A 26,211-nucleotide genomic window follows, 5' to 3' on the forward strand; every position below is an offset into this window, starting at 1 on the left:
GGCTCGGCGAGACGGCCGCAGCGGCCCGGCCGGGCACGGCGGCCCCGGACTCAGGACAGCCCCAGGCACCCCCGCACCGCGCGGATCAGGTTCCGCGAGCGGACGTCCCCGGTGACGCCCGGCTGCATGCCGTTGGTGACGTAGCCGAAGCCCAGCCCCAGGTCGGGGTCGGCGAAGCCCAGCGAACCGCCCCGGCCCGGGTGGCCGAAGCTCGCCGGGGAGGCCATCGGCGCGGTCGGGCCGTGCCGCCAGAAGCCCAGGCCGAAGGTGGAGTTGACGATCAGCACCCGGTCCGGCCCGCTGACCACCGGCTCGACCGCGCGCGCCAGCATCTCGGGGCCGAGCAGCGGCGGCAGCAGCGCACCGGAGCCGTCCGGGCGGTCGGCCGCACCGATCAGCGCCGCGTAGAACCGGGCCAGCGACCGGGCGGTGCCGATGCCGCCGGCGCCGGGGATCTCGGCGGCCTGCACCGCCGGGTCGTTGAGGTCCACCCCGGGGCGCACCGAGGCGAAGGAGCGGGCGGTCAGCGAGGCCGGGTCCTGGTAGGCGTCCCGGACGGCCTGCTTGGGCCGCAGCCGCAGCCCGCTCGGGCCGGTCCGGGCCGCCTCCGGGGCGGGCAGGTCGACCAGCTTGCCGACCCGGGGCGCGGCACCGGCCGGCAACCCGATCCACAGGTCCAGCCCGAGCGGCCGGGCGACCTCCTCGGCGAAGTACTGGCCGATCGTCCGGCCGCTCACCCGCCGCACCACCTCGCCGACCAGCCAGCCGAAGGTGTAGGGGTGGTAGCCGTGCGCGGTGCCGGGTTCCCAGGCGGGTGTCTGCGCGGCGACGGCGGCGGCCGCGCGCTCCCAGGTGAGCACGTCCTCCAGCCTCAGCGGCGCGTCCAGCGCGGGCACCCCGGCCTGGTGCGAGAGCAGCCAGCGCACCGGTACCCGGCCCTTGCCGGCCGCCGCGAACTCCGGCCAGTACGAGGCCGCCGGTGCGTCCAGGTCGAGCAGGCCGCGCTCGGCCAGCAGCAGGGCGGTGGTCGCGGTCAGGCCCTTGGTGACCGAGCGCAGCACCTGCGCGGTGTCCGCCGTCCACGGCACCGCGGGCGCCGGCCGGCCGCCGACCTCCGGCCGGGCGTCGCCGCCCCACAGGTCGACCACCTTGCGGCCGCGCACGTACAGGGCGAAGGCCGCGCCGAGCTCGCCGTAGTCGGCGAAGTTCCGCGCGAAAGCCGCCCGTACGGGCTCGAACCCCTCGGCCGTCTCGCCCCAGATCTCCACCACCGCGCGCCGTCCTCGACCAGTTCCGCTACTTCTCGTGCCACTCGCGCTCGTTCTCGATCTTCTTCGATCGAATCCGTTCGAACCGAGCCCGGAAACCCTAACCTGTCCCCCATGACCAACCCTGCCGAGGAACTGCTGGACATCGTCGACGAGCACGACCGCGTGATCGGGACCGCCCTGCGCGGCGAGGTGTACCGGCGCGGGCTCACCCACCGCTGCGTCTTCATCCTGGTCCGCGACCCGGCCGGGCGGATCTTCGTCCACCGCCGCACCGACACCAAGCTGTTCGCCCCCGGCGCGTACGACATGTTCGTCGGCGGCGTGGTCGGCTCCGGCGAGACCTACGCCGAGGCCGCCGTCCGCGAGGCCGAGGAGGAACTCGGCGTAAGCGGCATCACCCCGCGCCCCCTGTTCAAGTTCCTCTTCGAACAGGACCGGCTCTCCTGGTGGTGCGACACGTACGAGGCCGAGTGGGACGGCCCGGTCTCCCCCCAGGAGTCCGAGGTCGCCTGGCACGCCTGGCTCACCCCCACCGAACTCGCCGACCGCCTCGCCCACGACTCCTTCGTGCCCGACGGCGTCGAGGCCTACCGCCGTTACCTGGACCTCCGATCCGCATAGCGCCGCCACGACCTCGGGATCCGGGGGCGGAGTGCGGGCGGGAGGGCAGGCCCCCTGGCTCCACCGGAGGGCCGTCGACGAACTAGGGTGGCGCGCATGGCCTCCCGTACGCCGTCACCGACGGCCGACCGCGCAGCACGGACCTCCGCATCCGCCCGGGCGGCGGGCGAGCGGCCGCGGCGGCGACTGAGCGTGGACGAGCGGCGGGAGCAGCTGATCGCGGTGGCGCTGGAGCTGTTCAGCCGACGGCCGCCGGAGGAGGTGTCGATCGACGACATCGCCGCCGCCGCGGGTGCCTCCCGGCCGCTGGTGTACCACTATTTCCCCGGCAAGCAGGCGCTGTACGAGGAGTCGCTGCGGCGGGCCGGGCAGGAGCTGTCGGCCCGGTTCGAGGAGCCCATGGAGGGGCCCCTGTCGGAGCGGCTGTACCGGGTGATGGGCCGCTACCTGGACTTCGTGCAGAGCCACGGGCCGGGCTTCGCCGCGCTGCTGCGCGGCGGCTCGGTGGCGGCCAGCGCGGGCACCTCGGCGGTGATCGACGAGGTGCGCCGGGCCGCGCAGGAGCAGATCCTGACCCACCTGGCCATCCCCGCGCCGAGCGTCGGGCTGCGGCTGACCGTCCGGGCCTGGATCGCCAACGCCGAGATCACCTCGCTGGAGTGGCTGGCCGAGCGCTCGGTGCCGCTGGAGGAGCTCCAGCTGCACCTGGTGCAGGAGTTCGTCGCGGCGCTCACCCTCATCGCCGCCCGCGAGCCGGCCCTCGCCGCCGAACTGGCCTCCTTCTTCGCCGACGAGCACCCGGACGGCCCGACCGGACGCCTGGTGCGGGACCTCGCGGGGCTGTTCGCCGTGCCGGGGATCGTCGAGGCGGTCACCGCGCTCGCCGCCGGCACCCCTGACGACGGATCCGCGCAGGCCGCCGAGGACGCCGCCGAGTGACCGGCGCGGTCGCCCCGGCGGCCGTCGGAGCGGTCCTCGAAGCCATCGGGCGGCGGTCGCCCGAGTGATCATCCGGTCATCCTGCGGTTCGGTCAGGACGGTGGGCTCTGATAGGAATGAGCAGGGATCTGACAGCGCGCCGCCGCGGCGGGCCCGGTCCCACCCGAACCACCGACGGTAGACGGAGCAGAGCGGGGGGCTCACCAGTTGACCCAGGACGTCCAGTTCAGCGTGGAGGCCAATCCCTTCGCCGCAGCGGAGCAGGTCTGCGCGACCCTCGGCACCCTCACCGACGCCCTCTTCGACGAGCACACCTCGCGCCACCCGGCGGCCTCGCTGAGCGCCCTGCGGACGGTCGAACACCCCGCCGCCGAGGCACTGTTCGGCCTGCCGCTGGCCCCCAACGGCCCGGTGCACACCACCCTCGACCGGCTCGGCACGGTGACCACCGCGGGCACCGCCCGTCCGGGCACCGGCGCGCGGCTCACCGACCGGGTGGTCGCCGCGCTCCAGACCCGGTACGGCGGCGGCGCGGTGCGCGGAGCCATCGCCGACCGGGGCACCACCTCGGCCGCGCTGTTCCAGCTGCCGGTCACCGGCGAGTTCGCCGACGCCAAGCTGCGCCCGCCGTTCGCCCCCGCGCTGGCCGCACTGGCGGCCGGGCAGCAGACCCGGCAGCCGGTCGAACTGCCCACCGGTGCGGGCACCGAGGTCCGGCTGGTCGTACCGCCCGGTTTCCACTCGCTGACCTCCCCGGGCGGTCCGCCCGGCGTCTCCGCCCGTGCGGTGCCCCCGGTGCCCGACGACCAGGGCCGGGACGGCGGTGCCGCCCCGGCCACCGTGGCGGCCGCCGACGAACTCGCCCGGCACCTGGCCGAGGTCGCCGAGGAGCTGTTCAGCGCCACCGGCCCGGAGCCGCGGCGCGACTTCGCGGTGATCTCCGCCACCCTGGCCGACCTGATCCGCGACGCCGGCGTCGTGTACGCCGGCGTCTGCGCCCTGGAGCTGGACGACCGCGCCTCGGACGCCGCCCTGGTCGTCTCGCTCGCCCGGCACCCGTTGCCGATCACCCCGCTCGCCACCGAGCTGGCCACCGTCCGGCGGCACGCCGAGGTGTGGACCGTCCTGCTGCCGGCCGGACCGGCCGCCGTCCTCGTCGAGGGCCGCACCGTCCCGGTGCCCGGACCGCTGGCGGCCGACGGGCAGCGGCGCTGGGTGGTCACCTCGGCCGTCCAGGCCTTCGTACCGCTGCCGGACGGCGGGACGGTGCTGTGCGCGCAGCTGTCCACGGCGCGGCCGGAGGACTGGGAGCTGTACACGGAGGCGTTCGCGGAGCTGCTGAAGAGCATCCAGTTCGGCTGGGACGGAGTACCGGCCCCGAACGCCGCGGCTGCCGTGCCGGCGCCGGTCCCGTCTCAGGCACCGACTGCGGCACAGGCTCCTGCTTCCGCCGTCGAGGAGGAGCCGGAGGAGGTGCCGGTGCACCTGCGCGGCACGCCGGTACGGGTGCCTCCCGCGGACTTCAACCCCTTCGCGCCGGTCGCGGAGGTCCCCGCCGCCGGCGGGAACGACGCGGCGCCCGGTGCCGAGGACGGTCCGAAGGGCACCCCGGTGATGGTCCCGCCGCCGGACTTCAACCCCTTCACCATGGAGGGCATCCCGGACGTGCCTGGTGACGCGCCCGCGGCCCCGCCCGCCGGGGCCGCTCCGGTCGCCGACCCGTTCGGCACCACGGTCGCGGCCGAGCAGAAGGCCGATCCGTTCGGCACCACTCTCCCGGCCCAGGGCCCTGCCGTCCCCCCGCCGCCCTCGATCCCGCCCGTCATCCCGGCCCAGGCTCCGCCCGTCGCCGCTGAAGCGACGGAGCAGGGTTCGGAGCAGGGCGGGGACGCGGAGGAGCCGGCTCCGGGCAAGGGCACGCCGGTGATGGTCCCGCCGCCGGACTTCAACCCCTTCAGCATGGAGGGCATCCCGGAGCTGCCGACCGCCGAACCGGAGCCGGCGGACGAGGCGGATGCCGCGCCGGAGAGCCGCCCGTTCGGCTGAGCCGGGCGGGGGGCGACTGCGGCGGCGGCGCGGCGAACAGATGACAAATGACAGGTAACAGATTTCAGATTTCGTTCGCTGAAATCTGAAATCTGCTACCTGTCATCTGTTCGCCGTCACCCGTCCGCGCCGCCCCGCCGCTCGATCACCAGACCGACCCCGTCCAGCATCCGCGCCATCCCGAACTCGAACAGCGCCTCCAGGCTCAGGTCGATCTCCGGCCCCCGGTTCAGCGCGTCGAACATCGGGAACCGCTCCGGATCCGCCATCAGCCGCTCGTGGTCCTCGTCGCCCACCCGCTCCATCCACTCGTCCGCGGACAGCCCGCTGTCCTGCTCGGCCTGCGCCTCCCGCTCGAAGTGAACGGCCAGCCCGCACACGAACGCAGCCAGGGCGACGGACGTCTGGGCCATCTCCTCCCAGCTCAGTCCCCGCCCCACCAGGACGGCCATCGACCGCTCGGTGTGCAGCGCCGCGTCCGGCGCCGGCACCGGCCGGGTGAAGGACATCGTGGAGGCCAGCCACGGATGCCGCCGGTAGATCCGCCACTGCAGCCGCGCGATCGTCTCCAGTCCCTCCCGCCAGTCCGACGCCGGCGGCTCGGGCAGCGGCTGCTCGCGGAACACCACGTCCATCATGAACCGCAACAGCTCGTCCTTGCCGGGCACATGACGGTAGAGCGACATCGTCGCGACACCGAGTTCGGTCGCGACTCGGCGCATCGACAGCGCCGCCAGCCCCTCCTCGTCGGCCACCCGGACGGCCGTCGCCACGATGCGCTCGCGGGTGAGGTCACGCTCGCCGCCCACCCGCACCCGCCGCCCCCCGGCCGGCTGCGCCACCGGCCGCGCTTCCCGCCGCGCCGCCGGTTCGGACACCTGCTGCTGCGCCCGCCGGAGTTCGCGGGGCCGGGCGGCCGCCGCGGCCGGCTTCCCTGCCACCACCGTGCCCACCCCCGGGACGGCCCGGACGAGCCCTTCCTCCCGCAGGCGGTTCAGCGCCTTGGTCGCCGTGGCCATCGCGACGCCCCACTCCTGGGTGATCCGCCGGGTGGACGGCACCCGCGCCCCCGGCGCCAACTCCCCTGCCGCGATGCGCCGTCGGAGCTCGGCCGCGATCCGCTCCGAGGGACTCCCACTCTCAGCCACCCAACCCCACCGCCGACCTGCCGCCCAACTGCCCTACTACCGATCGAAGTTGACGCACGCAGCAGTAACCGCCGGCCACCACCGCCAGGTCCACGCGCACTCCGGCCCCACCCACCCGGCCCGAACCCGGCTGAACCCGACCCGCGCCCGACCCCGGCCCGGTCCGCGTCCGCCCTCAGCCCGCCCGCCGGGCCAGGTGCACCACGTCCGGCACCCCCCGGGCCACCTGGACCTCGTGCGTCGCCACGTCCGAGAACCCTGCCGCCCGCAGCGCCTCCTCGAAGGCCGGCGAAGGCTGCGCGCTCCACACGGCCAGCACCCCGCCCGATCGCAGCCGGTGCCACAGCACCGCGAGCCCGTCCGCGCCGTACAGCCCGTCGTTGGATTCGGTGACGGTCCAGTCCGGCCCGTTGTCGATGTCCAGGCACAGCGCGTCGTAGCGCTCGCCGTCCGCCGCCGCGAGGTACTCCAGCAGGTCGGTGTGGAGCACCTCGACCCGATCGTCGTCCAGTGCACCGCCCGAGAAGGCGCCGAGCGGGCCGGTCCGGTGCCAGTCGATGATCGCGGCCTCCCGCTCGACGACGGCGATCCGGCCCCAGCGCGGCTCGGCCGACGCATACGCCAGCGAGAAGCCGACCCCGAGGCCCCCGATCAGCACCGACGGCCGCTCTGCAGGCCCGCCCGTACGGTCCAGCTCGTCCAGCGCCGCCTGGATCAGCAGCCGCTCCGAGCGCCCGTCGGCGGTGTCCATCAGGAAGCAGCCGTTGGCGATGATCTCGAAGTCCCGACCGCGTTGCCGGAGCACCACCTCGCCGTACGGGCCCTCCCGTCGGTCGAGCGTGACGACGGCCTCGTGGCCGTCACGTTCGGGCAGTGCGGTGGTCATCCGTCCTCCATGGCGGACTCGGGCGAACTCGGCTGCGGGGCCACCACGGTACGGGCGGGGTGGACACCCGCCCGACAATAGCCGAGTCCGTCCCCGGGTCCGTCACGTCGTGACCAGCACCCCCGCGTACGAGACGCCCGCGACGACCACCCAGGATCCGAGCCCGAGCAGGGCGATCCGCCCGCCGGTACGAGCCATGGTCGGCAGGTGCACCGCACTGCCGAGACCGAACAACGCGGCGGCCAGCAGCAGTTCCTGGGTGTCCGCAGCCAGGCCGAGCACGCGCTCCGGCAGCACCCCGGTGGTCCGCAGGACGATCATCGCGAGGAACCCCGCCACGAACAGCGGCACGATCGGCGGACGACTGCCGGTCTCCACCGACTTCTCACTCGACTTCTCACCCGGCCTCAATCCCGAGTTCGAGCGCGAGTCCGAACCCGAGTCCGAGTTCGCTTCCGACGCCACCTGACCCGCCCCGCCCGTCACCGGAGCCGCCACGGCAGCCTCCACCGGGACCGCCACCCGCGCCGCCCGCAGGTTCCGCCGCACCACGACGGCCACCCCCGCGACCAGCGGCGCCAGCAGCACCACGCGCATCAGCTTGACCAGCACCGCCTCCCGCAGCGCCCCGGCCCCGCCGGTCTGCGCGGTGGCGACCACCTGTCCGACGTCGTGCACACTCGCCCCGACCCAGCGCCCGAACTCCAGCTCGCCGAGACCGAGCGGGTGCTGGAGCAACGGCAGCACGGCGATCGCCAGCGTCCCGCACAGGGTGACCAGCGCCACCGAGGCGGCGACGTCCTCCTCCTCGCTGCCCGCCGCCTGGCTGACCGCACCGATCGCCGAGGCCCCGCAGATCGAGTACCCGGTGGCGACCAGCAGCGGCTGGTCCCCGGGAAGGCCGAGCCGCCGGCCCATCCAGAGCGTGCCCGCGAAGGTGGCCGCGACCACGGCGAGCACCATGGCGACGGTGGCCCAGCCGAGGCCGAGCACGTCGTCCAGGCTGAGCTTGAGCCCGAGCAGCACGATCCCGAGCCGCATCAGCCGCTTCCCGGCCGTGGACAGCCCCGGCCGGGCGATCCCGCGGACTACCGGGCGCAGCCCGGGCAGGTGGGCCGCCACCATGCCGAGCACGACGGCGGCGGTGAGCTCGGGCACGGCCGGCACCAGCGCGTGGACGCCCAGGGCGGCGGCCACCCCGAGGGCCGCGAGCAGCAGCCCGGGGGCGTCCCCGCGCATCGGGGGCAGCGAGCGGGTACCGGCGACGCGGTGCCGGAGGGTCAGTGCCACGCCGCGCTCACCGCTGCTGGTCGGCGGGCAGCCGGTAGACCCGCCGGATGCTGGTGCCGAGCCGCGAGACGTCCGCGCCGTAAACGTGGATGGAGATCGCCGTGCTGCTACAGGAGTTGCGCACCAGGTGGATGTCGCCGGGCGGGGCGAAGGCGGCCACCGTGCCGGCCGGGCCGGCCACGTGCTCGGTCTCGACCAGCCGGGCGGTCTGGCCGTCGGAGACCAGCCGGTAGCGGGTCTCGCTCTCCTGCCCCTGGTGGACGCCGGCCACGCACCAGGAGACGTGGTCGTGGATCGGGGTCTGCTGTCCGGGCAGCCAGACCAGGGCGACGACGGAGAAGCTGCCGTCCTCCTCGGCGTGCAGCACGTGCTGGCGGTAGCGCTGCGGGTCGCCCTCGCACTGGGCGGGGGTGAGCAGCGCGTCGGGCCCGTCCTGGCCGGCGTGCAGGTGCGGGGCGAGGCGCTCGCCGACCAGGTAGGCGGTGAGCTCAGGCGGGAGTCCGCGGTCCACGACGGCGCGGATCTCACTGATCAGCGCGGTCATCCGCTCGGTGAGCCGGTCGCTGCCGACCGTGGCTGAGGGTCTCATACCAGCAGGTTCGAGCCTACCGACCCATCACGTCCAAGGAGGGTTTATAAGCAACCTCCCCATCAACGCTTATATGTCAGTAGCCGGCGATCCCCAACCGGGCAACCCCCGGCCGGCGATCGGCGGTCAACACCCCACCCGGCTCGCCGCTGCCTGCCGCAGGTGGTCCAGCACCAGCCCGGTGGCCGGGATCCGGCGGTGCTCGCGCAGTACGTACGCGCTCACCTGCCGCCGCAGGTGCGGTTCGACGGACCGCCCGGTGACCTTGCGGTGGCACATGAAGGAGAGCACCAGCGCCGGCATCAGCGCGATCCCGACCCCGGCGGCGACGAGCGACTGCACCGCGAGGTTGTCGTCCGTGGAGAACACGATGTCCGGCGCGAAGCCCTCCTCCGCGCAGACGTGCAGCAGGTTGGCCCGGCAGCGCGGACAGCCGGCGATCCAGCGTTCGCCGCCGAGGTCGGCCAGCCGTACGGCGTGCCGGCGCCCGAGCGGGTGCCCGACCGGCAGCAGTACCGTGAGCAGGTCCTCCATCAGCGGGATCTCGTCCAGGCCCTCCGGCACCTCGGTGGCCCCGCCCGGGTAGCGGAAGGCCAGCGCGATGTCGCACTCCCCGCGCAGCAGCCGCTGGACGGAGTCCGGCGGCTCGGCCTCCAGCAGCTCGACCCGCACGCCGGGGTGCTCGGCCAGCAGCCGGGCCATCGTCTCGGGTATCAGGGTGGCGTTGGCGCTGGGGAAGGCGCAGACCCGCACCCGCCCGGCGCGCAGCCGGGCGAGCGCGGCGAGCTGCTTCTGGGCGGCGGACATGCTGCCGAGGATCAGCTCGGCGTGCCGGGAGAGCGCCTCGCCGGCCTCGGTGAGCCGCAGTCCGCGCCCCTCCCGGGTGAAGAGCGGGACGCCGACGGTGCGTTCGAGCGCCTTCATCTGCTGGGTGATGGCGGGCTGGGTGTAGCCGAGTTCGCGGGCGGCGGCCGAGTAGGAGCCTGCCCGGACGACCTCGCGGAACGTCCTGATGTGCCGCGAATCGAACACCGGCTCCATGATCCCTCCCACCCGCTCGTCCGTCCTCGGTCCCGCATCGACGTCATCGCAGGGGCGCATCAGCCCTGCTGCGGCCTCGCCTCGATGCCCGAGAATCATAAGAGGAATTTGGAGGTATCGACCCCGACCCCACCCGTACCTATGGTTCAGCCTCGAACCAGCCCTCTCACTGCTGTGCCGACGGCGGCAGTCCCATCGACACCCCGGCCGTGACGACCGGCGCCCCGCCACGCGCGCTGGGGCTGCGCCGGCTGCGCCGCTCCACGAAGCGGGCGAGCCACGAGAGCAGCAGACACATGCCGATGTAGATCGGCGCGATCACCATCACCACCGGGATGAACGGCAGGTCGTAGTCGAGGTTGGTGGCGATCAGCTTGCCCGCGTGCAGGAACTCCTCGTAGGTGATCAGGAAGCCCAGCGAGGTGTCCTTGAGCGCGACCACCAGCTGGCTGATGATGGCCGGCAGCATCGCCCGGTTGGCCTGCGGCACCAGCACGTACGTCATCACCTGGGTCTTGCGCATGCCCAGTGCGTACGCCGCCTCCCGCTGCCCCTTCGGCACCGCGAGCACGCCGGCCCGGAACACCTCGGCCAGCACCGACCCGTTGTAGAGCACCAGCCCGGTCACCAGCGCCCACAGCGGTTGTACCTTGAGGGCGACGAACACGAAGAAGATCATCACCAGCACCGGCATGGCCCGGAAGAACTCCACCACCAGCGTGGCCGACCAGCGCACCACCCGGTGGTCGGACAGCCGCCCGGCCGCGAACAGCGCGCCGAAGGGCAGCACGAACAGCACCGTCCAGCCGAAGGCCTTCAGGGTGTTCCCGAGCCCGCGCAGCAGCAACTCCTGCACGCCCCGGTACTCGAAGGCCATCCACTTCTCGTACGTGAACTGCTGGGTGTGGAACAGCATGTAGACGACCCAGCCGACCGCCGCCGCGATCAGCAGCAGCACGATCCCGCCGTACAACCGGTGGCGGGCGATCGCCTTCGGGCCGGGGATGTCGTACAGTGCCGAGGATTCAACGGTCATCGGGACACCGCCACTCGTCGTTCCAGCAGGTTGAAGACGGCGCTGATGGCCAGGGTGATGATCAGGTAGCCGACGGCGATCCAGACGAAGGTCCAGACGATGCTGTAGCCCAGCTCGTTGATGGTCCGGTAGGTGCCCAGCAGTTCGGTGACGCTGAACGAACCGGCGATCGCCGTGTTCTTCGCCAGCGCGATCATCACGCTGCCGAGCGGCGCCACCACCGAGCGGTACGCCTGCGGCAGCACCACCAGGCCCATCGTCTGCCCGAAGCTCATGCCGAGGCTGCGGGCCGCCTCGCCCTGCCCGGGCGACACCGTGTTGATGCCCGAGCGCATCGACTCGCAGACGAAGGCCGAGGTGTAGCAGCCGAGCGCGAGCACCGCGAAGGTGAAGAAGGGCAGGGTGATGTCGAACCGGGGCAGGCCCAGCACCACGATGAAGAACAGCAGGGTCAGCGGCGTGTTGCGCAGCACCGTCACCCACGCGGTCCCGAACACCCGCAACGGCCTGACCGGTGAGACCCGGAAACTCGCGATCAACACGCCCAGCACCAGCGACAGCACGGCGCTCACCGCGAACAGCGAGAACGTGCCGAGGAACCCCTCCCAGTAGGTCGACCAGTTGTCGGTCAGCGTTTTCACGGCGCGGCCCTCTCAGTACCGGTCGATCTGCGGCGGGTTCGGCGCCGGCTCCCCGGAGAGGCCGAGGGTCGCCTCGAAGGCCCTCTTCCAGTCGCCGTTCTGCATGTGGTGCTCCAGCCCGTCGTTGATCGCGGCGCGCAGCACGGTGTCGTTCTTCGGCACCCCGATCCCGTACGGTTCGGTCGAGAACAGCGGGCCGACCACCTTGAGCTCCTCCGGCACCTTGGCCGCGTAGCCGAGCAGGATCGCGTTGTCCGTGGTCACCGCGTCGACCTGGTTGGCGATCAGGTTGTCCACGCAGGCCGAGTAGGTGTCGTAGCCGATCAGCTTGGCCTTCGGGTACTTCGACTGGATGCGCTGGTACGACGTGGAGCCGGCCGCCGAACAGACCTTCTTGCCGTCCAGGTCCTCCGGACCGTGGATGGTGTCGTTGTTCCTGCGCACCAGCAGCGACTGCCCGGCGATGAAGTACGGGCCGGCGAAGCCGACCAGCTTCTTCCGGTTGTCGTTGATGGTGTACGTGCCGACGTAGTAGTCCACCTGGCCGTTCTGCAGAGCGGTCTCGCGGTTGGCCGAGGCGATGGTCTTGAACTCGATCCGGTCCGGCGGGAAGCCCAGCGAGGCGCCGACCATCTTGGCGATCTCGATGTCGAAGCCGGAGTACTCGCCGGTGGCCGGGTTCCTCTGGCCCAGGTACGGCTGGTCCTCCTTGGCGCCGACCACCAGGTGGCCCCGGCTGCGGGCGGCGTCCAGGGTCGGCGAGCCGGTGATCGCGGAGGCGTCCTGCACCTGGTAGCTGGGCAGGGCGCTGGGCTGCGGGCCCTTGGGCGGCGGGGTGCCGGGCTTGCCGCAGCCCGCGACCAGAGCGGTGAACAGCAGGGCGGCGGCGAGCACGCGCTTCCCCGCCCGCGCGACGGGCCTCGCCGCAGGCCTCGTCTCAAGCCTCGCCACGGGCGGCGTCCCGGGCGGCGTCACGGACGTCGCCTCAGACCTCGTCACGGACGTCGTCGCGGGCCTCGCCTCGGGCGTCGTCTCACGGTTCACGGCGCCGCCTCAGTGCTTCAGGATCTTGGACAGGAAGTCCCGGGCGCGATCGCTCTCAGGAGCGCTGAAGAAGGCCTCCGGGGCACGGTCCTCGACGATCCGGCCGTCGGCCATGAACACCACCCGGTTCGCGGAGGCCCGGGCGAAGCCCATTTCGTGGGTGACCACGACCATCGTCATGCCCTCGCTCGCGAGCTGGCGCATGACGTCCAGCACCTCGTTGATCATCTCGGGGTCGAGCGCCGAGGTGGGCTCGTCGAACAGCAAGGCCTTGGGATCCATCGCCAGCGCCCGGGCGATCGCGACCCGCTGCTGCTGCCCGCCGGAGAGCTGCGCCGGGTACTTGCCGGCCTGTCCGGCGAGGCCCACCCGCTCCAGCAGCGCGCGGGACTTGGTGTCCGCCTCCGCCTTGGGCCGGCCGCGGACCTTGACCTGCGCGAGCGAGACGTTCTGCAGCACGGTCTTGTGCGCGAACAGGTTGAAGGACTGGAACACCATGCCGACCTCGGCACGCAGCCTGGCCAGGCCCTTGCCCTCCTCGGGCAACGGTTGGCCGTCGATCAGGATGGTGCCGTCCTCGATCGGCTCCAGCCGGTTGATCGCCCGGCAGAGCGTGGACTTGCCCGAACCGGACGGGCCGATGATCACGACGACCTCGCCGCGCCCGACCGTCAGCTCGATGTCCTGCAACACGTGCAGGTCCCCGAAGTACTTGTTGACCCCGCGCATCTCGATCAGCGGGGTGAAGGACGAGGCGATCGGGGCCGACCCGGGGGCTGTGGTCACCTGTTGCGCCGTCCCTTCAGCAGCCAGCCCAGCACGCTGCCCGCGATCAGCGTGGCCAGCAGCGCGATCCAGAGCGGCGCGGTGACGGTGAAGACCCAGAACTGGATCTTCACCTTGTCGAGGTTGGCGAACAGGAACCACACGGCGAGGATGACGATGACGGCGATCCCGATGTAGCGCGTGGGAATCCCGCCGATCTCACCGCGCGAAGAACGGGACGAGCCGCCTGAAGTCTTGGTCACCGGAGCAGTCTGCGGGCCGGACGGCTGATTTGCCCGGTTACGCGCCCTTCCGGGCCAGGGAGTAACCCGTACGGGGCAACGCGGCCCCGTACGGGTTTGAAACGCTCCGACCCAATTCCGGACCATCGGTCCGGACGGCCGCGGGAGCGGCCGAGGCCACGGCCGCTACCGCTCGTCCCGCCAGGACCGCCAGAGCGCCGCGTACGGACCGCCCGCCGCGACCAGGTCCGGGTGGCTGCCGTACTCGCTGATCCGCCCGCCCTCGACCACGGCGATCACGTCCGCGTCGTGCGCGGTGTGCAGCCGGTGGGCGATGGCGATGACCGTCCGGCCCTCCAGCACCCGGGAGAGCGAGCGCTCCAGGTGGCGGGCGGCCCTGGGGTCCAGCAGGGAGGTGGCCTCGTCCAGCACCAGGGTGTGCGGATCGGCCAGCACCAGCCGGGCCAACGCCAGTTGCTGGGCCTGCGGCGGGGTCAGCGAGGTGCCACCGGAGCCGACCTCGGTGTCCAGGCCCTCCGGCAGGGCGTCCACCCAGGACCCGGCGTCCACCGCGTCCAGCGCGGCCCGCAGCTCGGTGTCGTCAGCGTCGGGCGCGGCCAGCCGCAGGTTGTCCCGCAGGGTGCCGACGAAGACGTGGTGCTCCTGGTTCACCAGGGCGACCTCCGCGCGCACCCGCTCGGCCGGCATCCGCGCCAGCGCCGCCCCGCCGAGGGTCACGCTACCGCGGCCGGGGGCGTAGATCCCGGCCAGCAGCCGGCCGAGGGTGGACTTGCCCGCGCCGGACGGCCCGACCAGCGCGACCCGGCTGCCCGGGGCGACGTCCAGGCTGATCCCGTGCAGGACGTCGGCTCCCTCGTGGTAGCCGAACCGGACGTCCTTCGCCTCGACCCGACGGCCGTCCGGCCGGGCGGACTCGTCCCCCTCGTGCTCGGGCACCTCGCGCACGCCGACCAGCCGGGCCAGCGAGGCCTGGCCGATCTGGAGCTCGTCGTACCAGCGCAGGATCAGGTCCACCGGGCCGGTCAGCATCTGCGCGTAGAGCACGCCGGTGGTCAACTGGCCCACGGTGATCCAGCCCTGGAGGGTGAACAGCCCGCCGAGCACCATCGTGGCGAGCACCGCCGAGGTGTAGACCGCGTCGATGGTCGGGAACCAGACCGAGCGCAGCCACAGGGTGTACCGCTCCCAGGCCAGCCACTCGCTCAGCTTGCGGTCGGTCAGCCGGACCCTCTGGTCGCCCAGCCGCAGCGCCTCGACCGTCCGCCCCGCGTCCACCGTCTCGGCCAGCACGTTGCTCACCGCCGCGTACCCGGCCGACTCGCTGCGGTAGGACTGCGGCGCCCGCCGGAAGTACCAGCGGGAGCTGACCAGCAGCAGCGGCAGCCCGACCAACGAGGTCAGCGCGAGCGGCGGCGAGGTGACCAGCAGCGCGCCGACCACCAGAAGCAACGACACCACGGCGACCGCGAGTTCGGGCACCGCCTCGCGTACCGACTTGTCCAGCCGGTCGATGTCGGTGGTGCCCCGGGAGACCAGGTCCCCGGTGCCGGCCCGCTCCAGCACACCTGTCGGCAGGGCCACCGAGCGGACCAGGAAGTCCTCCCGCAGGTCCGCCAGCACCCGCTCGCCGAGCACCGCACCGCGCATCCGCGACCAGCCGGTGAACGCCGCCTGCGCCACCAGCGCCAGCAGGTACCAGGCGACCACCACCGCGACGGTGGACCCGGCGGTGCCGGTGGCCAGCGACTCGACCAGACGCCCCAGCACCCAGGGCCCGACCAGCCCGGCCACCGTGGCCACCGAGTGCAGCGTCACCACCGCGGAGAACCCGGCGCGGTGCCGCCGCGCGAGCAGCAGCAGGTACCCGCGCACGGCGGCCGGGGAGCCGACCGGCAGGGTGGCGGCCGGCCCCTGTTCCTCCTGGACGGGGGGCTTCATGACGTACTCCTCGCGTGCGTGGCAGGGAAGTTGACGGCGGTCCTCATACGGCCTCACCCACCGGACGGGCCGCTTCCTCGTCGCGGGTGACCACGGCCCGGTAGGCCGGCTCGGTCCGCATCAGCTCGCGGTGCCGCCCGGCCGCGACGACCCGGCCCTCCTGCAGCAGCACCACCCGGTCCGCCTGATCGAGCAGCAGCGGACTGGTCGCGAACACCACCGTGGTGCGCCCCGCCCGGGTGTCCCGCAGCCCGGACGCGATCCTCGACTCGGTGTGGGCGTCCACCGCGCTGGTGGGCTCGTCCAGCACCAGCACCGGCGGGTCGGCCAGCAGTGCGCGGGCCAGGGCGAGCCGTTGGCGCTGCCCGCCGGAGAGCGAGCGTCCGCGCTCGGTGATCCGGGCACGCATCGGGTCTCCCCCGCACTCCGGCGAGCCCTCCACCAGGGCCTCCAGCACGTCGTCGGACCGGGCCGCCGCCAGGGCCGCGGGAGCCGGGACCCGCCCCGAGGACGGGATGTCGAACAACTCGGCCAGCGTGCCGGAGAGCAGCACCGGCTCCTTGTCGTGGACCAGCACCGCCGCCCTGGCCTCGGACAGCGGCACCGCGTCCAGCTCGGTGCCGCCGAGCCGCACCGAGGCCTGTGCCCGTTCGCCCTCGGCCGTCGGGACGTGACCGCCGAGCCGCTCGGCCAGCGCGCCGGCGAAGTCCGCGTCTCCACAGACCACCGCGGTCAGCTCGCCGGCCCGCGCGGTCAGCCCGCTCGCCGGGTCGTGCAGGTCGGCCTTGTCCGGCCGGGCCAGCGAGGCCTCGGCGGTGCCGCCGGTGCGGCTGAGCGAGAGCACCCGAACGGCCCGCCCGGCGGAGACCCGGGCCACGCTCCAGGCGTGCGCCGCCTCGCCCAGGATGCGCAGCGGAGCGGCCAGGAAGGCCGTCGCGCCGTACACCGCGATCAGGGTGCCGACGGCGAGCTCGCCGGAGGCCACCAGCCGGGCGCCGTACCAGGTGACGCCGACCACGAACAGACCGGGCAGCAACACCTGCTGCGCCTGCATCAGCGACCAGATCCGGGCCGAACGGACGGCCGCCGCCCGGACCTCCTGGGAAGCCGCCCGGTACCGCTCCAGGAACAGCTCCTCGCCGCCGATGCCGCGCAGCACCCGCAGCCCCGCGACCGTGTCGGCGGCCAGCTCGGTGGCCTTGCCGCCGAGGGCGCGCTGCTGCTCGTAGCGCCGCTCGAAGGGCCCGATCAGCGGCCAGACGGAGGCCGCCAGCACCGGGACGCCGAGCAGTACGCCGATCCCGAGCACCGGATCGACCGTGAACACCACCGCGCTGACGGCCAGCCAGACGACCACCGCGGACCGGACCCGGGCGATCAGCTCGACGTACCAGCCGATCCGCTCGACGTCCCCGCTGCCGACCGCGACGACCTCGCCGGTGGCGATCCGACGCGACAGGCCGGCCCCGAGGTGCGAGGCCTGCCGGGCCACCAACTGCCGTACGTGGGTGGCCGCGTGAATCCAGTTCCAGACTGCCTGACGATGTGTCAGAACGGTGCCGAGCGCGGCGCCCGCGCCCAGCAGGAGCAGGAACCCGCCGGCCCGCCAGATCCCGCCGGCGTCGCCGTCCACGGCGGCCTGCACGCCGTACCCGAGCGGTATCGGCAGGGCGGCCTGGCACCCCATCTCGATCAGCGTCCAGCAGGTGGCGAGCAGCTGCCCGCGCCGCTGGCTGCGCTGCAGCCAGCGCAGGAAGGCCAGGGGTGAGGAGAGATCGGGACTGCCGGGGTCGGCCAGCGGCAGGGGGGTGAGCAGCATGACACTCCGATACGGGCGGTGCGCAGGTGCGGAGGCACGGGGGCACAGGGGTACGGGGGGAGGCGCGGGAGTACGGGAGCGGGGCGCACGAGACGCCTCGGTGACGCACGCACGGCACGGGCAGCGGACGAACGACGGCCGAACGGCAGGACGGCCCGAACCGGCGGGCGGAGGACGCGCGGCGCGGCAGCACGGCGGCGGCGCGACGTCGACGATGCGTCCGGAGGAGGCACCGGACGGAGACGGGATGGGCACGAAGGGCCCCGAAAGTCAGGAGGTCATGGCCGCGAGCCTGCCAACCTCCCTGTGATCCGCGCAACAGGTTTTTCACCGCCGTCGAGCGCACTGGCCCTACACGCCCCCCTGCACGCCGGGCCCGCACGCTCCCCGCGCCCCCGTACGTCCGCCGGCAGGGCGGTCCCGCCCCACCGTCAGCCGGCCGCCACCCCGGGCAAACCCCCACAAAGCTTCACCCAAGATTCGCCCGTTCGGCGGGAACAATCACACCCGGACACCAGTTGCCCCACTGGAACCACAGGACAATCAGGAGGGCACCCCTTCCCGTGAGCACCATCCCCACCGTCCCCCTCAACGACGGCGCACAGATCCCGCAGCTCGGCTTCGGCGTGTGGCAGGTCCCGGACGCCGAGGCCACCCCGGCCGTCCGCACCGCGATCGAGGCGGGCTACCGCTCCATCGACACCGCGGCCATCTACGAGAACGAGGCCGGCACCGGCGCGGCGATCACCGAGGCGCTGGCGGGCGGCGTGGCCCGTGAGGACCTCTACATCACCACCAAGCTGTGGAACTCGGGCACCCGCGACTGGTCCGGCGAGCAGGGCCGCGACGCGGTGCTTCGCGAGTTCGACGCCTCGCTGGCCAAGCTCGGCCTCGACCACCTCGACCTGTACCTGATCCACTGGCCGCGCCCGATGCACGGCAGCTTCCTGAACATCTGGAAGGCCTTCGAGCAGCTGAAGGCGGACGGCCGGGTCAGGTCCATCGGCGTCTCCAACTTCGGCACCGAGCAGCTGACCCGCCTGCTGGACGAGGCCTCCGTCGCTCCGGCCCTGAACCAGGTCGAGCTGCACCCGTACTTCCCCCAGACGGAGCTGCGCGCCTTCCACGCCGAGCACGGCATCGCCACCGAGGCGTGGAGCCCGCTGGGCCAGGGCAAGGAACTGCTCGCCGAGCCCGCACTGGTGAAGATCGCCGAGAAGCACGGCCGCACGGTCGCCCAGGTGGTGCTGCGCTGGCACCTCCAGAGTGGTGTGATCGCCATCCCGAAGTCGGTCACCCCGTCCCGGATCCGCGAGAACCTGGACGTCACCGGCTTCGAGCTGGACGCCGAGGACCTCGCGGCGATCGCCGCCGTGGCCACCGGCAAGCGGATCGGCCCGGACCCGCAGGACTTCGACTGGAACTGACGCCCGGCCCGGGGGCCCGGCCCCCGAGCCACCGAACCGCCTGACGGCCGGTCACACGAAGACCGCCCGCACCCCATGGGAGCGGGCGGCCTTCGGCATACCCCGATCCGCCAAAGCCCACGTCCATGGACCCTCAGCGTTTTGGCGAATCGTTTTGGCTACTGCGGCGAAATCTTGACCTAGAGCCTGCCCGCCTTCGCGATGAGCGCGAGCGCGGCCTCGTGCTCGCCCTCCTCCAGCGGGGCCAGCAGCAGCCGCTGGACCTCGGCCACCCCAGCGGCCGAGCGGTGCAGCAGGTCCTGTCCCGCCGGTGAGAGCGAGAGCAGGTTGCGCCGTCCGTCCGAGGGGTCGCGCCGGCGCTGCACCAGACCGCGGCGCACCAGCCGGCTGACCATCTCGGCCATCGTGGCCTTGTCCAGCGAGGCCAGCTCGCCGACCGTACGCTGGTCGGCGCCCGGTTCCAGCTCCAGTGCGTCCAGCACCGCGTACTGCGGAGCCGTCAGCTCGGCCCCCACGTGCTCCGACCAGAGCTTGGTGTGCACCTGCTGGCTCACCCTGATCAGGTAGCCGATCGCCCGCTGGGCGTCCAGTATCGGCCGCGCGTCGGCGATGACGGCGACCGCCGCGGGCTCCAGCCTGGCTATCTTGGCCATCACCCGGACGATCTCGACCTGTTCCTCCGCCGAGAGCGGCTCGAACAGGACGCGCTGCACACGGACCACACCACCGGTGGCCTCGCGCACCGCCTGGGCACCGCTCTGCGAGAGGGCCAACAGCTTTCGCCGGCCGTCGGCCGGGTCGCGCCTGCGCAGCACCAGGCCGCGGCGGACCAGCCGCGCGACCATCTCGGCCATCGTGGCCTTGTCGAGCGAGGCCCGCTCGCCGACCGTCCGCTGGTCCGCACCCGGCTCCAGGGCCAGGACCAGCAGCACGGCAAACTGCGGAGCCGTGAGATCGGCTCCGACGTGTTCGGACCACAAGCGGGTGTGAACCTGCTGTGCCACGCGAATGAGGTGTCCGGGCGACTGCTGCAGTCGCGCAGACACGCGGGTTGTCGGGATCTCCCCCAGCACCATGTATCCGTCCCGATGTCACACCCGGCGTGTGTGGGACACCCGGGTGGGGCAGTAACGGCGAGTGGGCGTCCAGCTATGAGGGAGGGCGCTCCAGCCGTGCAGCCGGTGGCTGCTGGCGGACACTATACAAACGGCGGGCCGTTGCTGGCAGGCAGGGGCGGATAGTAGACGCAGGTTCGGCAACATTGGCATATTTATGCGCTGCGAAGGCCTTGCAGTAACCCGTTCTCAGCAGAAAGCCGACCGGTCGGTCCTTACCCACCGTCACCTGCGTCTCTCCACCCTGGCCGCCCTCCCTACCCGCCGGTAGGGTGTGGCCACCCTCTCCGGGGGCTCTCCCCGGAGGGCAACCCCCGAGAGAGACGAGAGCGAGCATGACCGAGCAGAGCACCGCCCCCCGGGTCGCCGTCGTCACCGGCGGCGCCCGCGGCCTGGGCGCCGCCACCGCCGTCCGACTGGCCGCCGACGGCTACGCGGTCGCCGTCCTGGACCTGGACGAGGCGGCCGGCAAGGAGACCGTCGACCGGATCACCGCCGCCGGCGGCAAGTCGCTGGCCGTCGGCGCCGACGTCTCGGACGCCCAGCAGGTCCAGGCCGCCGTCGACCGCGTGGCCGCCGAGCTCGGCGCCCCGGTCGTCCTGGTGAACAACGCGGGCGTACTCCGCGACAACCTGATCTTCAAGATGTCCGAGTCCGACTGGGACACGGTCATGAACGTTCACCTCCGCGGCGCCTTCCTGATGACCCGCGCAGTGCAGAAGCACATGGTCGACGCCGGTTTCGGCCGCATCGTCAACCTGTCCTCGTCCTCGGCCCAGGGCAACCGCGGCCAGGCCAACTACTCGGCCGCCAAGGCCGGTCTCCAGGGCTTCACCAAGACTTTGGCCATCGAGCTGGGCAAGTTCGGCATCACGGCCAACGCCGTCGCCCCCGGCTTCATCGCCACGGACATGACAGCCGCCACCGCCGCCCGGGTCGGCATGGACTTCGAAGACTTCAAGCGGGCCGCAGCCTCTCAGATCCCGGTCCAGCGGGTCGGGCAGCCTGAGGACGTCGCCCACACCATCTCCTTCCTCGCGAGCGAGGGTGCCGGCTTCGTCTCCGGCCAGGTGATCTACGTCGCGGGCGGCCCCCTCGACTGAGCACGGAACCTACACAGGGTTACCACGGAGTGGGAAGCCGGGCACACCGGCCTCCCGCTCCGATCCCTTTACCGGGGCTTTTGCAGAATCATTCGACGACCACACTGACTTTCGATGCCGGAATAGCGGAAATCACCCCCCGGACCATCCCGGGTCGGCCCAATTGTCGATTTCCCGGGTAAATGACAATTACCACCGGAATAGCCCTGTCCGGCTGGGTAAGGTCACCCCGTGCAATCCAGAAGTACCCCCGCTCCCCTTCCGCGCCAGGAGCCGGATCGCCGGAGCACCGAAACCGGTCTCCGGGAACGCCCCCTCGCCCCCGGGCGCCCCCTCGCCTCGGTCGCGTCCGACCACCGCGAGCCCGGCTGGCCACCGATGAGCCGACGGCGGGCCGCCCTGCTCGCCGTCACCCTCGCCGGCTACCTGCTGGTGCTGGCCGGGGTCCTGCTCAACACCGCACTGGTCGACCTCGACTGGTCGGTCCGCCTGCTGCGCCCCTACGAGCGGTGGCCCCGGCTGGAGCCGCTGCTCGACACCTGGGTGGTCGCCGGGCAGCGCGGCCCCTCGGCGATCGCCGCCTTCGCCTGGCTCGGCTGGCGGGCCCACCGCCTCGGCCGGCTGCGTCCGCTGCTGGTCATGGGCATCGCGCTGTTGTTGCTCAACGTCACCGTCGGGGCGGTCAAGATCGTCACCGGCCGGCTCGGCCCGCACTACGCCCAGTACGTCGGCTCGCCCGAGCTCTTCTCCGGCGGCACCATCTTCCCCTCCGGCCACACCGCCAACGCGGTGGTCACCTGGGGCGTGCTCGCCTACCTCGCCGTCCGCTGGCGGCGCACCGGCGCGCTGATCGCTGCCGCCACCGCCTGCTCGATCGGCCTGACCACGGTCTACCTGGGCACCCACTGGGTCACCGACGTCCTGGCCGGCTGGGCCGCCGGGCTGCTCGTCCTGCTCTCCCTGCCGCTGCTGGAACCGCTGGTCGCCACCGCCGAACAGCGGCTGCGCCGACGGTTCGCCCGCCGGCACCTGCCCTGCTGAACCCGAGCCGCACCGGTTCCGACGAGCTGGACCGGGCGAGCCGAGTCCGCGCCGCGGGCGCGCTGGACCTACCCCTCCCAGCTGCGCTCGACCACACCGTTGCGCACCGCGAGGTTGAGCCGCCCCTGCCGGTACTCCATGGTCATCAGGTCCCCCGGCTCCAGCACCCGGACCGACGCCCAGCCGTGCCGCCGGGCCAGTTCCCGGGCCCGCTCGATCCGCAGCCCCGCGTACCCCTCGCCGTCCTGGCCCTGTGCGCCCGTGCCCGAGTCCGAGCCCGCCCCACCGGACCCCGCCCCCACCGCGTCCGAACCCGACATCGCGCCTCCCCGGCTCGCCTCCCCGGACGTACGCTGGAATCGTAGCCCGACCCACGCGGTCCGGAGGTGAACGGCATGCGCACCACCACCCCGCGACGATGGCGCAGCGGCACCGAGCCGGCCACCGCCCGCAGCGACCTCAAGCTCCGCTACCTGCTCTCACTCGTCTTCACACCGCTGTTCGCGCTGGCGACGGTGGGCTTCGCCGTCTGGGCGGCCGCCTCGCCCGCCTACGGCGCACCCAGCCGGGGCACCCTCACCGGCTTCGCCGTGGCCTGCGGCCTGCTCACCCTGTTCGCCGCCGTCGATCTCATGGTGGTCATCCGGCGTCGCCGGACCGAGCTCTGACGCGGTGTCTCCCATGGAGTGGGAAGTCGGCCCGGTCGACCTCCCACTCCGTGCCACCGGCCTCCCGGGCATCAGCGGCCGCCGACCGCCTGCTTGACCAGCGTCCGCCCGAAGTCCCACATCAGTCCGCTCCCCCGGTGGGCCTCGTCCATGATGTCGGTGAAGGCGTTCACGAACCGGTCCACATCGCGCTCGGTGATGATCAGTGGCGGGATCAGCTTGATCACTTCCAGGTGGTCCCCGGACACCTGGGTCAGGATGCGGTGCCGTTGCAGCAGCGGCACCACCACCATCTGCGCGAAGAGCCCCTTGCGCGCCGCCTGGAGCGCGGTCCAACCGGTGCGCAGCTTGAGCGACTTGGGCCGGCCGAACTCGATCCCGATCATCAGTCCGCGGCCGCGCACCTCGGCGAGCAGCTCGTACTTGTCCACCAGTGCGGCCAGCCGCTCGCGGAAGTGGTCGCCCACCTTGCGGGCGTTCTCCACCACCTGCTCGTCGCGCATGACCTCCAGGGTCGCCAGCCCGGCCGCCATGGCCTGGGCGTTGGACCCGAAGCTGGCCGAGTGCACCAGCACCCGGTCCATCGAGGAGTACACCTTCTCGAAGATCCAGCTCTTGCCGAGCGTCGCCCCGACCGGCACGTACCCGCCGGACAGTGCCTTGGCCGCGCAGACCAGGTCGGGCAGCACGCCGTCCTCGTGCTGGTAGGCGAAGAACACGCCGGTGCGGCCGATGCCGGTCTGCACCTCGTCGCAGATCAGCAGCGCCCTGTGCTCGTGCAGCAGGGCCTGGGCGGCCCGCAGCCAGCCGGGCGGCGGCGCCTGGACGCCCTTGCCCTGGATCGGCTCGACGATCAGCCCCGCGACGTCGCCGCGCTTCAACTCCTTGGCCAGTGCGTCGAGGTCGCCGAGCGGGATGGCGGTGTCCGGCAGCAGGGGGTCGAAGCCCTTGCGGAAGCCGCTCTCCCCGTTGACCGAGAGCGAGCCGGTGGTCAGTCCGTGGAAGGCGTGGTCGGCGTAGAGGATCCGCCGACGTCCGGTGGCGTACCGGGCGAACTTGAGCGCGGTCTCCACCGCCTCGGTGCCGCTGTTGCCGAAGAACACCCGATCCAGTCCGGGTGCGTGGGACAGCAACCGCTCGGCCAGCAGGCCGGGCAGCGGCGAGCAGTCGAAGCGGAGCAGGTCCGGAAGGTCGAGGTCCATCACCTGCTGGATCGCCGAGCGCACCACCGGGTGGTGGCGGCCGAGCGCGAAGATGCCGAAGCCGGCCAGCATGTCGAGGTACTCGTTGCCCTCGGCGTCGTAGAAGTACTGGCCCCGGGCGCGCTCGTAGTACTTGTCGAAGCCGATGGTGTGCAGCATCCGCGGCAGCTGCGGGTTGAGGTAGCGGCTCTGCAACTCGTAGCGCTCGCCGCCGCGTTCGGCGATCAGCGCGGCGAGGTCGAAGTCGGGGCGGTCTGGGTCAGCCGGCATGGCGCGGGTTCGCTCCTCGGGTCGGTAGCAGGTTCTTGGCGAAGACGGCGGTCTGGGCGGCGACTCCGGTCCCGGTCAGCCCGGCCTCCTCCAGGATCTCCCCGCGCGAGGCGTGGCCGAGGAACTCCTGCGGCAGGCCGAGCACTCGCATCGGCACGTCCACGTCGGCGTCGCGCAGCGCCTGGGCGACGGCCGAACCGACGCCGCCGGTACGACCGTTGTCCTCGACGGTGACCACCAGCCGGTGGGCGCCGGCCAGTTCGGTCAGCACCGGGTCGACCGGCTTGACCCAGCGCGGGTCGACCACGGTCGCGGTGAAGCCCTCGGCGAGCAGCAGCCGGGCCGCGTCCAGGCAGGCGGAGGCGGTGGCGCCGACCGCGACCAGCAGGATCTCCGGCGTCCGCCCGGTGCGCAGCAGCACGTCCACCCCGCCGATCCGTTCGACGGCCGGCACGGCGGGCCCGACGTTCCCCTTCGGGAAGCGCACGACGGTCGGGGCGTCCTTGACCTCGACGGCCTCGCGCAGCTGGACGCGAAGCTGTTCGGCGTCGCGCGGCGCGGCGAGCCGCAGTCCGGGGACGACCTGGAGGATCGACATGTCCCACATGCCGTTGTGCGAGGCGCCGTCCGGCCCGGTCACCCCGGAGCGGTCGAGCACGAAGGTGACGCCCAGTTTGTGCAGGGCGACGTCCATCAGGACCTGGTCGAAGGCCCGGTTGAGGAAGGTCGCGTACACCGCGACCACCGGGTGGAGCCCGCCGGTGGCCAGCCCCGCCGCGCTGGTGACGGCATGCTGCTCGGCGATCCCGACGTCGAAGGTCCGCGCCGGGTAGGCCTTCGCGAACGGGGCCAGGCCCACCGGCTGGAGCATGGCCGCGGTGATCGCCACCAGGTCCGGCCGCGCGGCGCCGAGGGTGACCAGCTCGTCCCCGAACACCGAGGTCCAGGAGACGCCACCGCTGGGCGAGATCGGCAGGCAGGTGTACGGGTCGATCGGGTTGACGGCGTGGAAGCGGTCGGCCTCGTCCTGCTCGGCCGGCCGGTAGCCGCGCCCCTTGACGGTCAGGCAGTGCACGATGACCGGCCCGCCGAAGTTGCGGGCCTGGCGCAGCGCCTGCTCGACCGCGCCCAGGTCGTGGCCGTCGATCGGCCCGAGGTACTTGAGGCCGAGGTCCTCGAACATGCCCTGCGGGGCGAAGGCGTCCTTGAACCCCTTCTTGGCGCCGTGCAGCGCGTCGAAGATCGGCTGGCCGACCAGCGGGGTGCGCTGCAGGGCCTCCTTGCCGAGGGCGAGGAAGCGCTCGTAGCCCTGGGTCGTGCGCAGGGTGGCCAGGTGGTTGGCGAGACCGCCGATGGTCCTGGCGTAGGAGCGCTCGTTGTCGTTGACGACGATGACCAGCGGCCGGTCGCGGGCCTCGGCGATGTTGTTGAGCGCCTCCCAGGCGAGCCCGCCGGTGAGCGCGCCGTCGCCGATCACCGCGACGGTGTGCCGGTCGTGCTGGCCTAGCAGTCGGGCGGCCTTGGCCAGGCCGTCGGCGTAGGAGAGCGCGGTGGAGGCGTGCGAGTTCTCGACCAGGTCGTGCTCGGACTCGCCCCGCGACGGGTACCCGGAGAGGCCCCCGCGCATCCGCAGCCGGCTGAAGTCCTGGCGGCCGGTGAGCAGTTTGTGAACGTAACTCTGGTGGCCGGTGTCGAAGACGATCCGGTCGTACGGCGAGTCGAAGACCCGGTGCAGCGCGATCGTCAGCTCCACCACGCCGAGGTTGGGCCCGAGGTGGCCGCCGGTGCGGGTGACGGCGTCGATCAGGAAGTCGCGGATCTCGTCGGCGAGCAGCCGGATCTCGGCCGCCGGGAGCTTGCGCAGCTCGGCCGGGGACGTGACGCGGGAGAGCAGTGACATGGGTACACCTCACGACTCGGAGCGGTGCGGTGGTGCCTCCGCCCGGCCCGGGGACGGAGCCCGGCCTGGTTCGGGGACGGAGCCGACCCTGGCACGGAGGCCCGGGCTCGGAGGCCCGGGCTCGGAGGCCCGGGCCGGAGTGCCGGGC

Annotated in this window: 24 protein-coding genes; 7 read left to right on the plus strand and 17 right to left on the minus strand. The window is 72.8% G+C overall.

Translation table 11 applies throughout. The annotated features are described in order from the left end of the window. Positions 1-50: 50 nt before the first annotated feature. Entirely contained in the window at positions 51-1,271 is a 1,221-nt protein-coding gene (locus ACFU7Y_RS01785; RefSeq protein WP_380766016.1) for a serine hydrolase domain-containing protein, read from the minus strand. Positions 1,272-1,382: 111 nt separating this feature from the next. Here ACFU7Y_RS01785 and ACFU7Y_RS01790 point away from each other — a divergent pair, with 111 nt between their 5' ends. The 3 genes from ACFU7Y_RS01790 (at position 1,383) to ACFU7Y_RS01800 (ending at position 4,877) form a co-directional block, all read left to right on the plus strand. Beyond that, a complete protein-coding gene (locus tag ACFU7Y_RS01790; protein ID WP_224278278.1) occupies positions 1,383-1,892 on the plus strand; it encodes an NUDIX hydrolase in 510 nt (169 codons plus the stop codon). A 96-nt stretch (positions 1,893-1,988) separates the two neighbouring features. Next, positions 1,989-2,831, plus strand: a complete 843-nt coding sequence (locus ACFU7Y_RS01795) for a TetR/AcrR family transcriptional regulator (protein ID WP_224278276.1) — start codon at positions 1,989-1,991, stop codon at positions 2,829-2,831. A gap of 207 nt (positions 2,832-3,038) precedes the next feature. Beyond that, a complete protein-coding gene (locus ACFU7Y_RS01800) occupies positions 3,039-4,877 on the plus strand; it encodes a hypothetical protein (protein WP_380766018.1) in 1,839 nt (612 codons plus the stop codon). A 116-nt stretch (positions 4,878-4,993) separates the two neighbouring features. On the opposite strand, the gene ACFU7Y_RS01805 is transcribed toward ACFU7Y_RS01800, so the two are convergent. The 12 genes from ACFU7Y_RS01805 to ACFU7Y_RS01860 form a co-directional block, all read right to left on the minus strand. Beyond that, positions 4,994-6,025, minus strand: a complete 1,032-nt coding sequence (locus ACFU7Y_RS01805; protein ID WP_380766020.1) for a TetR/AcrR family transcriptional regulator C-terminal domain-containing protein — start codon at positions 6,023-6,025, stop codon at positions 4,994-4,996. A 175-nt stretch (positions 6,026-6,200) separates the two neighbouring features. Beyond that, a complete protein-coding gene (locus ACFU7Y_RS01810; protein WP_224278948.1) occupies positions 6,201-6,911 on the minus strand; it encodes a spermidine synthase in 711 nt (236 codons plus the stop codon). A gap of 102 nt (positions 6,912-7,013) precedes the next feature. After that, on the minus strand, positions 7,014-8,150 hold the full coding sequence (locus ACFU7Y_RS01815; RefSeq protein WP_224278954.1) for a YeiH family protein: 1,137 nt from the start codon (positions 8,148-8,150) through the stop codon (positions 7,014-7,016). Between the two features lie 58 nt (positions 8,151-8,208). Then, positions 8,209-8,790, minus strand: a complete 582-nt coding sequence (locus ACFU7Y_RS01820) for a cysteine dioxygenase family protein (RefSeq protein WP_224278946.1) — start codon at positions 8,788-8,790, stop codon at positions 8,209-8,211. Between the two features lie 126 nt (positions 8,791-8,916). Beyond that, the gene (locus ACFU7Y_RS01825; protein WP_224278944.1) at positions 8,917-9,822 is read right to left on the minus strand and encodes a LysR family transcriptional regulator; all 906 of its coding nucleotides are present in this window, start codon (positions 9,820-9,822) and stop codon (positions 8,917-8,919) included. A gap of 175 nt (positions 9,823-9,997) precedes the next feature. Beyond that, positions 9,998-10,867 carry an amino acid ABC transporter permease gene (locus ACFU7Y_RS01830; protein WP_224278942.1) on the minus strand — a complete coding sequence of 290 codons (870 nt, stop codon included), beginning with the start codon at positions 10,865-10,867 and terminating at the stop codon, positions 9,998-10,000. Then, the gene (locus ACFU7Y_RS01835; protein WP_380766024.1) at positions 10,864-11,508 is read right to left on the minus strand and encodes an amino acid ABC transporter permease; all 645 of its coding nucleotides are present in this window, start codon (positions 11,506-11,508) and stop codon (positions 10,864-10,866) included. The genes ACFU7Y_RS01830 and ACFU7Y_RS01835 overlap by 4 nt, the downstream gene beginning before the upstream one ends. Positions 11,509-11,520: 12 nt before the next feature. Then, positions 11,521-12,402, minus strand: a complete 882-nt coding sequence (locus ACFU7Y_RS01840; RefSeq protein WP_224278938.1) for a glutamate ABC transporter substrate-binding protein — start codon at positions 12,400-12,402, stop codon at positions 11,521-11,523. Between the two features lie 159 nt (positions 12,403-12,561). Further along, entirely contained in the window at positions 12,562-13,290 is a 729-nt protein-coding gene (locus ACFU7Y_RS01845; protein WP_224278952.1) for an amino acid ABC transporter ATP-binding protein, read from the minus strand. A gap of 44 nt (positions 13,291-13,334) precedes the next feature. Then, entirely contained in the window at positions 13,335-13,580 is a 246-nt protein-coding gene (locus ACFU7Y_RS01850) for a LapA family protein (protein WP_224278936.1), read from the minus strand. Between the two features lie 165 nt (positions 13,581-13,745). Then, a complete protein-coding gene (locus ACFU7Y_RS01855; protein WP_380766026.1) occupies positions 13,746-15,518 on the minus strand; it encodes an ABC transporter ATP-binding protein in 1,773 nt (590 codons plus the stop codon). 43 nt (positions 15,519-15,561) lie between these two features. After that, the gene (locus ACFU7Y_RS01860; RefSeq protein WP_380766029.1) at positions 15,562-17,337 is read right to left on the minus strand and encodes an ABC transporter transmembrane domain-containing protein; all 1,776 of its coding nucleotides are present in this window, start codon (positions 17,335-17,337) and stop codon (positions 15,562-15,564) included. A 563-nt stretch (positions 17,338-17,900) separates the two neighbouring features. Here ACFU7Y_RS01860 and ACFU7Y_RS01865 point away from each other — a divergent pair. After that, entirely contained in the window at positions 17,901-18,764 is an 864-nt protein-coding gene (locus ACFU7Y_RS01865) for an aldo/keto reductase (RefSeq protein WP_380766031.1), read from the plus strand. Between the two features lie 179 nt (positions 18,765-18,943). Here the strand turns inward: ACFU7Y_RS01865 and ACFU7Y_RS01870 are convergent, their stop codons facing one another. Continuing rightward, entirely contained in the window at positions 18,944-19,840 is an 897-nt protein-coding gene (locus tag ACFU7Y_RS01870) for a MarR family winged helix-turn-helix transcriptional regulator (RefSeq protein ID WP_224278928.1), read from the minus strand. A gap of 374 nt (positions 19,841-20,214) precedes the next feature. Between ACFU7Y_RS01870 and fabG the strand changes: the two genes are divergently transcribed. Continuing rightward, positions 20,215-20,982, plus strand: a complete 768-nt coding sequence (fabG, locus tag ACFU7Y_RS01875; protein WP_380766033.1) for a 3-oxoacyl-ACP reductase FabG — start codon at positions 20,215-20,217, stop codon at positions 20,980-20,982. A gap of 378 nt (positions 20,983-21,360) precedes the next feature. Continuing rightward, a complete protein-coding gene (locus ACFU7Y_RS01880; RefSeq protein ID WP_308020185.1) occupies positions 21,361-22,023 on the plus strand; it encodes a phosphatase PAP2 family protein in 663 nt (220 codons plus the stop codon). A gap of 68 nt (positions 22,024-22,091) precedes the next feature. Here ACFU7Y_RS01880 and ACFU7Y_RS01885 read toward each other — a convergent pair whose 3' ends face one another. Continuing rightward, the gene (locus ACFU7Y_RS01885; RefSeq protein WP_224278924.1) at positions 22,092-22,343 is read right to left on the minus strand and encodes an I78 family peptidase inhibitor; all 252 of its coding nucleotides are present in this window, start codon (positions 22,341-22,343) and stop codon (positions 22,092-22,094) included. A 75-nt stretch (positions 22,344-22,418) separates the two neighbouring features. On the opposite strand from ACFU7Y_RS01885, the gene ACFU7Y_RS01890 reads away from it, so the two are divergent. Beyond that, entirely contained in the window at positions 22,419-22,691 is a 273-nt protein-coding gene (locus tag ACFU7Y_RS01890) for a DUF6343 family protein (protein ID WP_224278922.1), read from the plus strand. A 71-nt stretch (positions 22,692-22,762) separates the two neighbouring features. Here ACFU7Y_RS01890 and ACFU7Y_RS01895 read toward each other — a convergent pair whose 3' ends face one another. Beyond that, positions 22,763-24,163: an aspartate aminotransferase family protein gene (locus ACFU7Y_RS01895; protein WP_380766036.1), complete on the minus strand. Its 1,401-nt coding sequence runs from the start codon at positions 24,161-24,163 to the stop codon at positions 22,763-22,765. After that, entirely contained in the window at positions 24,153-26,063 is a 1,911-nt protein-coding gene (dxs, locus tag ACFU7Y_RS01900; RefSeq protein WP_224278918.1) for a 1-deoxy-D-xylulose-5-phosphate synthase, read from the minus strand. The genes ACFU7Y_RS01895 and dxs overlap by 11 nt, the downstream gene beginning before the upstream one ends. Positions 26,064-26,211: the final 148 nt, after the last annotated feature.

This window comes from Kitasatospora sp. NPDC057542 (assembly GCF_042801945.1).
Taxonomy (GTDB): Bacteria; Actinomycetota; Actinomycetes; order Streptomycetales; family Streptomycetaceae; genus Kitasatospora.